This window comes from Pseudomonas sp. MF6767, assembly GCF_016405475.1.
Classification (GTDB): domain Bacteria; phylum Pseudomonadota; class Gammaproteobacteria; order Pseudomonadales; family Pseudomonadaceae; genus Aquipseudomonas; species Aquipseudomonas paracarnis.
The window spans coordinates 121,018-133,197 of the sequence record NZ_JAEKCY010000005.1; the positions used below are offsets into that span (position 1 = coordinate 121,018).

At 59.7% G+C, this 12,180-nt stretch carries 11 protein-coding genes; 7 read left to right on the top strand and 4 right to left on the bottom strand.

What is annotated here, in order from left to right; translation table 11 throughout:
* Nucleotides 1–13: 13 nt before the first annotated feature.
* The 7 genes from JFT58_RS10835 (at nucleotide 14) to JFT58_RS10865 (ending at nucleotide 5,670) form a co-directional block, all read left to right on the top strand.
* The gene (locus tag JFT58_RS10835; protein WP_054897193.1) at nucleotides 14–1,003 is read left to right on the top strand and encodes an alpha/beta fold hydrolase; all 990 of its coding nucleotides are present in this window, start codon (nucleotides 14–16) and stop codon (nucleotides 1,001–1,003) included.
* A 229-nt stretch (nucleotides 1,004–1,232) separates the two neighbouring features.
* On the top strand, nucleotides 1,233–1,724 hold the full coding sequence (gene rraA / locus JFT58_RS10840) for a ribonuclease E activity regulator RraA (protein WP_014719488.1): 492 nt from the start codon (nucleotides 1,233–1,235) through the stop codon (nucleotides 1,722–1,724).
* A gap of 25 nt (nucleotides 1,725–1,749) precedes the next feature.
* Entirely contained in the window at nucleotides 1,750–2,745 is a 996-nt protein-coding gene (locus tag JFT58_RS10845; RefSeq protein ID WP_054897192.1) for a zinc transporter ZntB, read from the top strand.
* 86 nt (nucleotides 2,746–2,831) lie between these two features.
* Nucleotides 2,832–3,077, top strand: a complete 246-nt coding sequence (locus tag JFT58_RS10850) for a hypothetical protein (protein ID WP_014719486.1) — start codon at nucleotides 2,832–2,834, stop codon at nucleotides 3,075–3,077.
* A 2-nt stretch (nucleotides 3,078–3,079) separates the two neighbouring features.
* Nucleotides 3,080–3,904 (top strand): mechanosensitive ion channel family protein, encoded by an 825-nt coding sequence (locus JFT58_RS10855; protein ID WP_003193288.1) that lies wholly within the window; start codon nucleotides 3,080–3,082, stop codon nucleotides 3,902–3,904.
* Nucleotides 3,905–3,991: 87 nt separating this feature from the next.
* Complete coding sequence (sigX, locus tag JFT58_RS10860) at nucleotides 3,992–4,582, top strand: RNA polymerase sigma factor SigX (RefSeq protein ID WP_103299598.1); 591 nt, start codon at nucleotides 3,992–3,994, stop codon at nucleotides 4,580–4,582.
* A gap of 107 nt (nucleotides 4,583–4,689) precedes the next feature.
* Complete coding sequence (locus tag JFT58_RS10865) at nucleotides 4,690–5,670, top strand: OmpA family protein (RefSeq protein WP_019820540.1); 981 nt, start codon at nucleotides 4,690–4,692, stop codon at nucleotides 5,668–5,670.
* A 60-nt stretch (nucleotides 5,671–5,730) separates the two neighbouring features.
* On the opposite strand, the gene cobA is transcribed toward JFT58_RS10865, so the two are convergent.
* From cobA to nirB, 4 genes are read right to left on the bottom strand one after another with little or no spacing between them, the layout of a single operon-like run.
* Entirely contained in the window at nucleotides 5,731–6,474 is a 744-nt protein-coding gene (gene cobA, locus JFT58_RS10870; RefSeq protein ID WP_054897190.1) for a uroporphyrinogen-III C-methyltransferase, read from the bottom strand.
* A 10-nt stretch (nucleotides 6,475–6,484) separates the two neighbouring features.
* On the bottom strand, nucleotides 6,485–9,193 hold the full coding sequence (locus JFT58_RS10875; protein ID WP_054897189.1) for a nitrate reductase: 2,709 nt from the start codon (nucleotides 9,191–9,193) through the stop codon (nucleotides 6,485–6,487).
* Nucleotides 9,193–9,510 carry a nitrite reductase small subunit NirD gene (gene nirD / locus JFT58_RS10880; protein ID WP_014719483.1) on the bottom strand — a complete coding sequence of 106 codons (318 nt, stop codon included), beginning with the start codon at nucleotides 9,508–9,510 and terminating at the stop codon, nucleotides 9,193–9,195. Before nirD ends, JFT58_RS10875 begins: the two co-directional genes overlap by 1 nt.
* Nucleotides 9,507–11,960 (bottom strand): nitrite reductase large subunit NirB, encoded by a 2,454-nt coding sequence (gene nirB / locus JFT58_RS10885; protein WP_034128365.1) that lies wholly within the window; start codon nucleotides 11,958–11,960, stop codon nucleotides 9,507–9,509. Before nirB ends, nirD begins: the two co-directional genes overlap by 4 nt.
* Nucleotides 11,961–12,180: the final 220 nt, after the last annotated feature.

A 12,180-nucleotide genomic window follows, 5' to 3' on the forward strand; every position in this document is an offset into this window, starting at 1 on the left:
GTGCAAGAGCATTATGCAAAGCAGCAGCCATCTGTTTCCTGTCGCCCTGATCAGCGCTGAACGTCGCGGCGACCTGAGTGAAGACGTCTACCGGCTCAAACCCGGTAACAGCCCGGACGGCACCGTCGAGCTGGCGGTTACCCGTTTGGGCCTGGCCGATGTCCCGGAAAACCGGGGCACGCCGATTATTTTGTTGCATGGCAGTTTTTCCAACCGGCGTTTCTGGTATTCGCCCAAAGGTATCGGCCTGGGGGCTTACCTGGCGCGTCGCGGATTTGATGTGTGGATCCCGGAAATGCGCGGCCATGGTTTGTCCAAACGCAATCAAGACTACGCCAGAAACCGTGTCGCCGATTACGCGCGCTACGATTTGCCGGCCGTGGGGGCGTTTGTGTGTGAGCAAAGCGGGCAGATTCCGCACTGGATCGGGCATTCCCTCGGTGCCACTACCCTGGCTGCGGCCTTGGGTGGGCGGCACTTGGATGCATCGGGGGTGGCCTCGGTGGCGTTGTTCGGCTGCCAGGTCAGTCGCACCCACTGGCCGTTGAAAATTCCACCGGTGGAGTGGAGCGGTCGCTTTATCCTCAAGCGCCTTGCCCATCTGTCCGGCCCGCGCTTCAAGCGTGGGCCCGAGGACGAGCCGGCCGGCGTGATGATCGAAGCGATGCGTTGGAACGGCCTGTTCGGCCGGTTTGGCGATGCCGAGCATGACTGGTGGAAAGGCTTGGCGCAGGTCGATGTGCCGCTGTTGGCGGTGAGCGCAGCGGGCGACCGGCAAGACCCGGACTGGGCCTGCCGCAAGCTCTTCGAGCAAGTGGGCAGCGAGCATCGCCAGTACCTGTGCCTGGGACGTCAGCAAGGTTTCAGCGAGGATTTCGGCCATGTGCAGATGCTGGTCAGCAAAGCGGCCCAGGCCCAAGTGTGGCCTTTGGTCGAGCGTTGGTTGAACGACCCGCTGACACCCTTGTTGGGTACGCAACCCGAGGTGTCCGCAGCGGTTTGACGAAACGCTCTACCAAGGGCGTTTCACTCTTGAATGGTTGCGGCTAAGATATGACGCGCCACGCGCTTCTGGTCATATTCAGTCGCGTAACGTGTATTGCGTTGCGCTGATCGTGGTTTGATCATGGCCGCCGCCCACCCGCAGGCGCTTAAAGAATGCCTGTCGCGGGGCGTTTTCTTGATGTACACCGTGGATGTTCGACCTCTTCTTTGATGACAGGAGTTTCTCGATGAACCATTACGTGACCCCCGACCTGTGTGACGCCTACCCGGAGCTGGTGCAGGTAGTGGAGCCGATGTTCAGCAACTTCGGTGGCCGAGACTCCTTTGGTGGCGAGATAGTCACCCTCAAATGCTTCGAGGATAACTCGCTGGTCAAGGCGCAGGCTGACCTGCCGGGCGCTGGTAAAGTGCTGGTGGTAGACGGTGGTGGTTCGCTGCGCTGCGCGTTGCTGGGTGACATGATTGCCGAGAAAGCCGCGAAAAATGGTTGGGAAGGGCTGGTGATTTACGGGTGCATCCGTGACGTAGACGTCATCGCCCAGACCGACCTGGGTGTGCAGGCCCTGGCCTCTCATCCGAAAAAAACCGACAAGCGCGGCCTTGGCGACCTGAACGTGCCGGTGACATTCGCAGGCGTGACGTTCCGCCCCGGTGAGTACATTTATGCCGATAACAACGGGGTGATCGTGTCACCCAGCCCGCTGAAAATGCCTGAATAAACTGCCGCAACCGATCGGGGTGAGGATGTTCGAAGAAGAAAACGCGCAATGGGGGCTGGTGCATGCCCTGGTGCTGGACGGTAAAGGCGGTGCGCGTTCGATTGCCCGGACTGAGCTCGACGATTTGCAGTTGCAGCCCCAGGAAAGCCTGTGGCTGCACTGGGATCGCAGCCATCCTCAAACCCAGACCTGGCTGCGTAAATCCAGCGGCCTGAGCGAGTTTGCCTGTGACTTGCTGCTGGAGGAAAACACCCGCCCACGCCTGTTGCCGCTGCCGGACGCCGAATTGCTGTTGTTTCTGCGCGGGATCAATCTCAACCCAGGCGCGGAGCCGGAAGACATGGTGTCGGTGCGCATCTTCGCCGCCGCCAACCGAGTGATTTCCCTGCGTTTGCGCCCCTTGCGCGCTACCGATGAGTTGCTGGTGCAACTGGCAGACGGCAAAGGCCCCAGGACGGCGTCTGAACTCATCCTTTATATGGCTCAGTACCTGACCAACAAAGTGCAGGATCTGGTCGCTGGCTTGTCTGAAATCGTCGATTCCGAGGAAGAAAAACTCGATGCCGACGAACGGTATACCCCGGAGCACGGCAGCGTTCTGCAGATCCGTCGAAGAGCCGCCGGACTCAAGCGCTTCCTGGCCCCCCAGCGGGATATTTTCGCCCAGCTGACACGAATCAAATTGGCGTGGTTCTGCGACGACGATGCCGACTATTGGAACGAACTGCACAACAGCCTGACCCGTTACCTGGAAGAGCTGGAATTGGCCAGAGAGCGCGTGGGGCTTGTGCTGGAGGCTGAAGACCGGCGCTTGAGCCTGCGCATGAACCGCACCATGTACCGCTTCGGGATCATCACCGGGATCTTCTTGCCGATGAGTTTTCTTACCGGTTTGCTCGGTATCAATGTGGGCGGCATTCCGTTCTCTGCCAGCCCTTATGGATTCATGATTGCGTGCCTGTTGATGGTGTCTGTGGCACTGGGGCAATGGTGGCTGTTTCGACGATTGCGCTGGGTTTGACCTGAATATGACCTGAACGTAAGAAAGGGCCGATGTGACCCGATGAATTTTACCCTCGTCTTTTAAATCACTTGCGAGAGGTCTCTATGCACGATCCGTTCGAACAGTCTTTGCGTGACATGCTCAATGCTTCGCCATCCAACCGTGATGACGATGCCTGCCTGGGCCGCGTACTGAAAACCGCCAACCGTCAGGTAGGGGCGGGTGACCTGTTCGGTCTGCTCGGGCGTTGGTTGCCGGCGTTGATGATGGCCCTGAACAATGGTTCGGCCCATGTGTCACCGGTTTCCCGTCGTAAACCTCTTGCTAGCACTGCTGATAAGGCTGATTGAATATGGAACTTGATCTCTGGACCCAGAGCCTGGTCACCGCGATGACCGCATTGTGGACCAAGGTGGCGAATTTCATTCCCAACCTGTTTGGTGCCCTGGTCCTGGTATTGCTGGGTTTTGTCGTGGCCAAGCTGCTCGATACCCTGCTGTCCAAATTGCTCGCCAAACTGGGGCTCGATCGCCTGATGGCGGGCACTGGCCTGACCAAATTGCTCGGCCGCGCAGGGTTGCAAGTACCGATTTCGACCCTGATCGGCAAGATCGTCTATTGGTTCGTTCTACTTATTTTTCTGGTTTCTGCAGCGCAGTCCCTTGGACTTGAGCGAGTTTCAGCTACGCTCGACATGCTGGCACTGTATTTGCCGAAAGTTTTCGGCGGCGCGCTGGTGCTGCTGGTGGGGGTTTTACTCGCGCAACTGGCCAACGGGCTGGTGCGCGGGGCCGCCGAAGGCGTGGGGTTGGACTACGCGGCAGGCCTGGGGCGAATCGCACAGGGGCTGGTGATCATCATCAGTATTTCCGTCGCGATCAGCCAGTTGGAGGTCAAGACTGACCTGCTCAACCACGTTATTGTGATTGTTTTGATTACCGTTGGTCTGGCAGTTGCGCTGGCCATGGGGTTGGGAAGCCGGGAAATTGCCGGTCAGATTCTTGCGGGAATCTATGTGCGTGAGCTGTATCAAGTTGGGCAACAGGTGCGTGTGGGCGAGGTCGAAGGGCAAATCGAGGAGATCGGCACAGTCAAGACGACCGTGCTGACCGATGACGGGGAACTGGTGTCGCTGTCCAACCGGATTCTCCTGGAGCAGCAGGTCAGTAGCCGCTAATCCGGCAAATCCTGCTAATGTACGCCGCCGCAAACCCGGGTGACCGGGTTGCAGCGGACATTGACCTGACTGTCGGCACGACTTGTTTTGAATAAAGCCCAAACGCTGTCCATGCGCTATGACCCCCGTGAGCTCTCTGATGAGGAGTTGGTCGCGCGCTCGCACACGGAGCTGTTTCACGTAACACGCGCGTACGAAGAATTGATGCGCAGGTATCAACGCACTCTGTTCAACGTTTGTTCAAGGTATTTGGGGAACGATAGAGACGCGGATGATGTCTGTCAGGAAGTGATGCTCAAGGTGCTATACGGCCTGAAGAACTTCGAGGGCAAATCGAAGTTCAAGACCTGGCTGTACAGCATCACGTACAACGAGTGCATCACGCAGTATCGGAAGGAACGGCGAAAGCGTCGCTTGATGGACGCTTTGAGTCTGGACCCCCTTGAGGAGGCGTCTGAAGAGAAGGCGCCGGCACCCGAGGAAAAGGGCGGACTTGATCGCTGGTTGGTGCATGTGAACCCGATTGACCGCGAAATTCTGGTGCTTCGATTTGTCGCAGAGCTGGAATTTCAGGAAATCGCTGACATCATGCATATGGGTTTGAGTGCTACAAAAATGCGGTACAAGCGTGCTCTTGATAAATTACGTGAGAAATTTGCGGGCGAGACTGAAACTTAGTGCGTAGCAAATATCTCTTACGTGTAGGCAAGTTCTGTTAGACTTGTCGCCGAGTTGTCCCCCGGTTTGTGGGACTGCTTTACAATCACCAGATGGGGATTTAACGGATGAAACTGAAAAACACCTTGGGCTTGGCCATTGGTTCTCTTATTGCCGCTACTTCTTTCGGCGTTCTGGCACAAGGCCAAGGCGCAGTTGAAGGCGAGCTGTTCTACAAGAAGCAGTACAACGATAGCGTTAAGCACATCGAAGACGGCTTCAACCCAGGCGCTCGCATTGGTTACTTCCTGACCGACGATCTGTCGTTGAATCTGTCGTACGACAAGACCAACCACACCCGTTCGAACGACGGCACTGGCAACCAGAAGATCAAAGGTGACACTGGCAGCCTCGTTGCTCAGTACCACTTCGGTCAGGCTGGCGTTGATAGCCTGCGTCCATACGTTGAAGGCGGTTTCGGCCACCAGAGCCGTACCAACGTTCAGGCTGACGGCCACAGCGGTCGCGACCAGACCACTTTCGCTACCATCGGTACCGGCGTGAAGTACTACTTCACCAACAACCTGTACGCTCGTGCTGGTGTTGAAGCTGACTACGGTCTGGACAACGGCAAGTGGGACTACTCCGCACTGGTTGGCCTGGGCGTGAACTTCGGCGGTAACGCTGGCGCAGCTGCTCCAGCTCCTACCCCAGCACCTGCTCCAGAGCCAGTTCCAGAGCCAGAAGCTCCGGTTGCTCAGGTTGTTCGTGTTGAGCTGGACGTTAAGTTCGACTTCGACAAGGCCGTTGTTAAGCCTAACAGCTACGGCGACGTTAAAAACCTGGCCGACTTCATGGCTCAGTACCCAGCTACCAACGTAGAAGTTGCTGGTCACACTGACTCCGTAGGTCCAGACGCTTACAACCAGAAGCTGTCCCAGCGTCGTGCTGACGCTGTTAAGCAAGTCCTGGTTAAAGACGGCGTTGCTCCTAGCCGTGTAACTGCTGTTGGTTACGGCGAATCCCGCCCAGTTGCTGACAACGCAACTGAAGCTGGTCGCGCTGTTAACCGTCGCGTAGAAGCGTCGGTTGAAGCTACCGCTCAGTAATTACTGAGTAGTAAAGAAAAGCCCGGCTCAGGCCGGGCTTTTTTTCGCCTGCGATTTGCCTCAGGCGCTTGCCGCAGCGGCGATGCTAGCCATCTGTGCGGCGCCGGCAACCTGGCCAATCACCAGGATGGCCGGGCTCTTCAGTGCAAAGGCTTTTGCAGCTTCATGCATGGCCGCCAGGGAGCTGCGGCATTCGCGTTGCTGGGGCAATGAAGCGTTTTCGATCATTGCCACCGGCATATCCGCAGCCATGCCGCCGTTGAGCAGCTGTTCGCGGATTTCTTCCAGCTTCGCCACGCCCATATATACCACCAGCGTGGTTCCACCCTCCGCCAGCGCACGCCAGTTCAAGCTACTGTCATCCTGGGTATGCGCGGTGACCAAGGTCACTCCACGGCTCACCCCGCGCAAGGTCAAAGGGATGTCACACTGGGTCGCCCCGGCCAGCCCTGAGGTGATGCCATTGACCAATTCCACATCGACTCCACGCTCGCGCAGCCAGGTTGCCTCCTCGCCACCGCGGCCAAAAATACACGGGTCACCGCCTTTAAGACGTACTACGCATTTGCCCTGGCGTGCATAACGCAACATCAGGCGGTGAATGAAATCCTGCGGTGTAGAGCGACATCCCCCGCGCTTGCCAACGGTAATCACCCGAGCGCTGGCGCAGTGTTCCAGTACTGCCGGGTTGACCAGATCATCAATCAGCACGACGTCCGCTGCCTGCAGAGCCCGGACCGCTTTCAGGGTCAGCAACTCCGGGTCACCCGGTCCTGCGCCTACCAGCCACACTTTTGCGCTCATGTTGTTCCCCTTACACACTGATGGCGATTGGCTGCGGGTTGCTGGCCAAAAGACGTTTGATTTCCGGCACGCAGGAGCCGCATTGGGTGCCGCAGCCCAGGGCCTGTTTGAGGCCATCCAGGTCCAGGCCGCTGCCGATACCGGCGCACACGGCGTTTTCGCTGACGTTCTTGCAGTTGCACACAATCTTGTTGCTGGCCGTTGCACCGCCCGGCGGCGCGCTCAAGGGCGCCAGCAACCAGCGCCGCAGTTGCTCGTCGGCCCGGCCTTCCAGCCACAGGCTTTGCAGCCAGTGACGGGCCAGGGTTTCGCCGGCCAGGCGCAGGGCGGTGATGCGACCTTTCTCGATTTTTACGCGCTTGCCGATTGAGCGGCGCGGGTCGTCATAGGCCATTACCGGGCCGTCGTTGAGGCCCAGCAGGTGGTCGATACGGGTCAAGAGTTGCAGGTCGGGCGCCTCGGTATGCGCGGCGCGCACCAGCAGCGCGGGGCGTTCACGGCCAGCCAGGCTCAGGCTGACGTAGGCAAAGGTTTCACACAGTGGGCGCAAGGCTTCGAAGTGTTGCTGTACATCGCCTTCGATCAGCGCAAACAGCTGCCACGGCAGTTGCACTGCTTCCAGGCGCACGCCGCTGTGCTTGAGCTCCGGCTGTTTGGACAATGGGTCGAACGCCGGTTGAGTGAGGGTATTGACGCCGCCCTTGAGAAAGCGGTCGCCCCAGTGCATGGGCAGAAACGCTTGGCCGGGACGCACACTGTCATCGCTGCCGACGGCGACGATCACGCTGCCGCGACGGCTTTTCAGGCTGACCAGATCACCCTCTTTGAAGCGGTGGCGGCGTAGCTCATCCGGATGCAGGCTCAACAATGCTTCACTGACGTGCCCGAACAGCTGCGCTGCCGTGCCGGTGCGGCTCATCCCGTGCCATTGATCACGCAGGCGACCGGTGATCAGGGTCAGGGGGAATCGCGCATCGCGCTGTTCCTTGGCGGCGCGGTAAGGCTCGGCGACAAATCGCGCCCGGCCCGTGTCAGTAGGGAAAATGCCGTCGGTGTACAGGCGCGACGTACCCGCTTGCGCACCCTCGGGAAAGGGCCACTGCTGCGGGCCGAGCCGGTCGAGCAGGGAGTGGCTGATGCCGGACATATCCAGGTCACGGCCTTGGGTCAGTGGCTTGAATTCATCAAACAGCTGCGCCGCTTGCTCAAAGGCGAACAGGCTCGGCAACCCCGGACGCAGACGACGCTCCAGGCGCTGTGCGAAATCCACCGTGATCGCCCAATCCGCGCGTGCTTCACCCGGTGGGTTGATGGCGCGGCGCACGTGGGAAATACGCCGCTCGGAGTTGGTCACCGTGCCGTCTTTTTCACCCCAACTGGCGGCGGGCAGTAGCAGGTCGGCATAGGCGGCGGTTTCGGTGGTACGAAACGCTTCCTGTAACACCACGAACGGGCACGCGGCCAAGGCGGCACGCACCGCGTTCTGGTCGGGCAGCGATTGGGCTGGGTTGGTACAGGCGATCCACAACGCCTTGATCTTGCCAGCCTGCACCTGTTCAAACAGTTCGATGGCGGTAAGGCCCGTAGTCGCGGGCAGTTGTTCCACGCCCCAATAGGCCGCTACTTCAGCGCGGTGTTCAGGGTTGGCCGCTTCGCGGTGGCCCGGCAGCAAGTTGGACAGGCTGCCGGTTTCGCGCCCGCCCATGGCGTTCGGTTGGCCGGTCAGGGAAAACGGCCCGCAGCCCGGCCGGCCAATGGTCCCCGTGGCTAGATGCAGGTTGATCAACGCGCTGTTTTTGGCGCTGCCAGCGGTGGATTGGTTAAGCCCCATGCACCACAGCGACAAAAAGCTGCTGGAGGTGCCGACCCACTGTGCGCACAGGCGCAGCTGTTCGACGCTGATGCCGCACAGCTGCGTGACCATCTGCGGCGTGTAGTCATGCACCAGGCGCTTGAGTTCGGCCAGGCCTTCGGTATGGGCCTGGATAAACGCACGGTCGACCCAGTCTTCCCACAGCAGTAAATGCAAAATGCCGTGGAACAACGCCACATCCGTTCCCGGCAAGATGGCCAAGTGCAGGTCGGCCAAGTCGCAGGTGTCGGTACGCCGAGGGTCAATCACCAGCACTTTCATCTGCGGGCGTTGCGCCTTGGCTTGCTCCAGGCGTCGGAACAATACCGGGTGGGCGTAGGCCATATTGCTGCCGACGATCATCACGCAGTCGCTGTTTTCCAGGTCTTCATAGCTGCACGGCGGCGCATCGGCGCCCAGGCTGCGCTTGTAGCCGACCACCGCCGAAGACATGCACAGCCGAGAATTGCTGTCGATATTATTGGTGCCCACCAATGCGCGGGCCAACTTGTTGAAGCTGTAATAGTCCTCGGTCAACAGTTGCCCGGAAATATAGAACGCCACACTGTCGGGCCCGTGTTCGGCAATGGTATCGGCGAACACGTTGGCCGCGTGGTCCAGGGCAGTGTCCCAGTCGGTGCGGGTGCGCGCCAGTTCTTTGCCCAAGCGCAATTGCGGGTAAAGAGCGCGGGCGCTCAAGTCGCCGGTCAGGTGCAGGCTCGCGCCTTTGCTGCACAACTTGCCGAAGTTGGCCGGATGGCTGGGGTCGCCTTGCACCCCCACGATCTGTTCGCCGTCATGCTCGATCAGCACGCCGCAGCCCACCCCGCAATAACAACAGGTGGACGCGGTGGTCTGGCGGTTCATCAACCCGCGTCCCGCAGAGCCAGCATCACCCGGCCGTTTTCGACCCGGGCTTGATGATGGTGGGCGCAGCCGATATCCGGGGCCTGGGCTTGGCCAGTCGCCAGGTCGATCTGCCAGTTGTGCAGCGGGCAGGCCACCCGCTTGCCGTAGATCAAGCCTTGGGACAGCGGCCCGCCTTTGTGTGGGCAGCGGTCGTCGAGGGCAAAGACTTCATCGTCACTGGTGCGAAAAATCGCAATGTCACCTTTCGGCCCGCTGATGATGCGCGAGCCCAGGGCGTTGATTTCATCGAGCGCGCAGATATCCAGCCAGTTCATAGCGAGACCTCCAGTTGTTTGACGGGGATCACGTCGAATTCCTTTTTCAGCAGCGGCTGTTCCAGGCGTTCTTTCCACGGGTCCTGCTCGAATGACAACGAGAACTGCAAACGCTCATTGAGGGCCTGGCGGCGGGCCGGGTCTTCCAGCACAGCCTTCTTGATATGCTCCATGCCCACCCGCTGCAGGTAGTGCACGGTGCGCTCCAGGTAGAAGGCTTCTTCGCGGTATAGCTGCAGGAATGCGCCGTTGTATTCGCGCACTTCCTCTGCGGTCTTCACCTTGACGAAGAACTCCGCGACTTCGGTCTTGATCCCGCCGTTGCCACCGATGTACATCTCCCAGCCCGAGTCGACACCGATAATGCCTACGTCCTTGATGCCCGCTTCCGAGCAGTTGCGTGGGCACCCGGAGACCGCCAACTTGACCTTGTGGGGCGACCACATATTGAACAGGTCATGCTCCAGCTCGATGCCCAGTTGCGTCGAGTTCTGCGTGCCAAACCGGCAGAACTCGCTGCCCACACAGGTTTTGACGGTGCGGATGGATTTGCCATAGGCATGCCCGGACGGCATATCCAGGTCCTTCCATACCCCTGGCAAGTCCTGCTTCTTGATACCGAGCAAGTCAATGCGCTGGCCGCCGGTGACCTTGACCATCGGCACGTTGTACTTGTCGGCCACATCGGCGATGCGGCGCAGCTCCGAAGGATTGGTCACGCCGCCCCACATCCGGGGGACCACAGAGTAGGTGCCGTCTTTTTGAATATTGGCGTGGGCCCGTTCGTTGATCAGCCGCGATTGCGGGTCGTCCTTGGCTTCGCCGGGCCAGGTGGAGATCAGGTAGTAGTTGAGGGCCGGGCGGCAGGTGGCGCAGCCATTGGGGGTGCGCCAGTTCAGGTAGCGCATGGTGCTGTCGATGGTCAGCAGGTGCTGCTCTCGGATGGCCTGGCGGATCTGCCCGTGGTTGAGGTCGCTGCAGCCACAGATGGCTTTTTCACTTTTGGGTTTGACGTCGGCGGCGCCGCCCACGGTGTTGATCAGGATCTGCTCGACCAGCCCGGCACAGGAGCCGCAGGAACTGGCGGCCTTGGTGTGTTTTTTCACCTCATCGACACTGAACAGCCCTTGTTCCTGGATCGCCTTGACGATGGTGCCCTTGCACACGCCGTTGCAGCCGCAGACTTCGGCGCTGTCGGCCATGCTCATGGCTTTGTCCTGGCCTTGGTGGCCGACATCGCCGAGTGCATTTTCACCGAACATCAGATGATCGCGGATTTCACCGATGGCGTGGTTCTCACGAATCTGGCGGAAATACCAACCGCCATCGGCGGTATCGCCGTACAGGCAGGCGCCGACCAGGATGTCGTCCTTGATCACCAGCTTCTTGTACACGCCGCCAATCGGGTCGGAGAGCGTGATGGTTTCGGTGCCTTCGCCGCCCATGAAGTCGCCGGCGGAGAACAGGTCGATGCCGGTGACTTTCAGCTTGGTCGAGGTCACCGAGCCCTTGTAAGTGGCAAAGCCCAATTGGGCCAGGTGGTTGGCGCAGACCTTGGCCTGTTCGAACAAGGGTGCCACCAGACCATAGGCGATGCCGCGATGGCTGGCGCATTCACCGATCGCATAGATACGCGGGTCGTAGGTTTGCATTGTGTCGTTGACCAGGATCCCACGGTTGCATGGGATGCCGGACTTTTCCGCGAGTTCGGTATTGGGGCGGATGCCGGCAGCCATCACCACCAGGTCGGCCGGGATGATGTCGCCATTCTTGAACTGCACCGAGCCGACGCGGCCATTGCCGGCATCGTGCAGGGCCTGGGTTTGCTCGCACAGGCGGAACACCAGGCCGCGACTTTCCAGTTCGGTTTGCAGTAGCTGGCCGCTGGTCTTGTCCAGTTGCCGCTCCAGCAGCCATTCACCGATGTGCACCACCGTCACGTGCATGCCGCGCAGCATCAGGCCGTTGGCCGCTTCCAGGCCGAGCAGGCCGCCGCCGATCACCACCGCATGCTTGTGGGTCTTGGCGGTGTCGATCATCGCCTGGGTGTCGGCAATGTCGCGGTAACCAATCACGCCCTGCAAGCTGTTGCCGGGAATCGGCAGGATAAACGGCGTGGACCCGGTGGCGATCAGCAAGCGGTCATATTCGGCTTCGGTGCCGTCTTCGGCGATGACTTTGCGCTTGACCCGGTCGATCTGCACCACCTTGCGGTTGAGCAGCAACTTGACGTTGTTGTCCAGGTACCAATCCAGGTCGTTGAGCACGATCTCTTCGAAGGTTTGCTCACCGGCCAGTACTGGCGACAGCAGGATGCGGTTGTAGTTGGTGTGAGGCTCGGCGCCGAACACGGTGATGTCGTACAGCTCGTTGCTCAGCTTGAGCAGTTCTTCAAGGGTGCGAACCCCGGCCATGCCGTTGCCGATCATCACCAGTTTGAGTTTTTTCATGTCGTTCTCCGCAATGGCTCGACAAATCGTGCGCAAACAAAAAAGGCATCCCCGCTAGTCAGCTAGCGAGGACGCCTTTGTCCTGGTCCCGTTCTATCGGGAAGCTCGGCCCTTCGTCGTTGAAGGAGCGGCTATATGTGGGGTGTTGAGAACGTTAATGCAGCAGCTGTGCCAAGTCCCTATAGCCCAGGTTTACTGGGCGTTTACACGGAGCGTCGGC

Coding starts and splice junctions, on each gene's coding strand:
- JFT58_RS10845 (WP_054897192.1), top strand. CDS start 1,750: ATGTTCGAAGAAGAAAACGCGCAATGGGGGCTGGTGCATGCCCTGGTG.
- JFT58_RS10850 (WP_014719486.1), top strand. CDS start 2,832: ATGCACGATCCGTTCGAACAGTCTTTGCGTGACATGCTCAATGCTTCG.
- JFT58_RS10835 (WP_054897193.1), top strand. CDS start 14: ATGCAAAGCAGCAGCCATCTGTTTCCTGTCGCCCTGATCAGCGCTGAA.
- rraA (WP_014719488.1), top strand. CDS start 1,233: ATGAACCATTACGTGACCCCCGACCTGTGTGACGCCTACCCGGAGCTG.
- nirD (WP_014719483.1), bottom strand. CDS start 9,510: ATGAACTGGCTGGATATCTGCGCGCTCGATGAAATCAACGCCCTGGGC.
- nirB (WP_034128365.1), bottom strand. CDS start 11,960: ATGAAAAAACTCAAACTGGTGATGATCGGCAACGGCATGGCCGGGGTT.
- cobA (WP_054897190.1), bottom strand. CDS start 6,474: ATGAGCGCAAAAGTGTGGCTGGTAGGCGCAGGACCGGGTGACCCGGAG.
- JFT58_RS10865 (WP_019820540.1), top strand. CDS start 4,690: ATGAAACTGAAAAACACCTTGGGCTTGGCCATTGGTTCTCTTATTGCC.
- JFT58_RS10855 (WP_003193288.1), top strand. CDS start 3,080: ATGGAACTTGATCTCTGGACCCAGAGCCTGGTCACCGCGATGACCGCA.
- JFT58_RS10875 (WP_054897189.1), bottom strand. CDS start 9,193: ATGAACCGCCAGACCACCGCGTCCACCTGTTGTTATTGCGGGGTGGGC.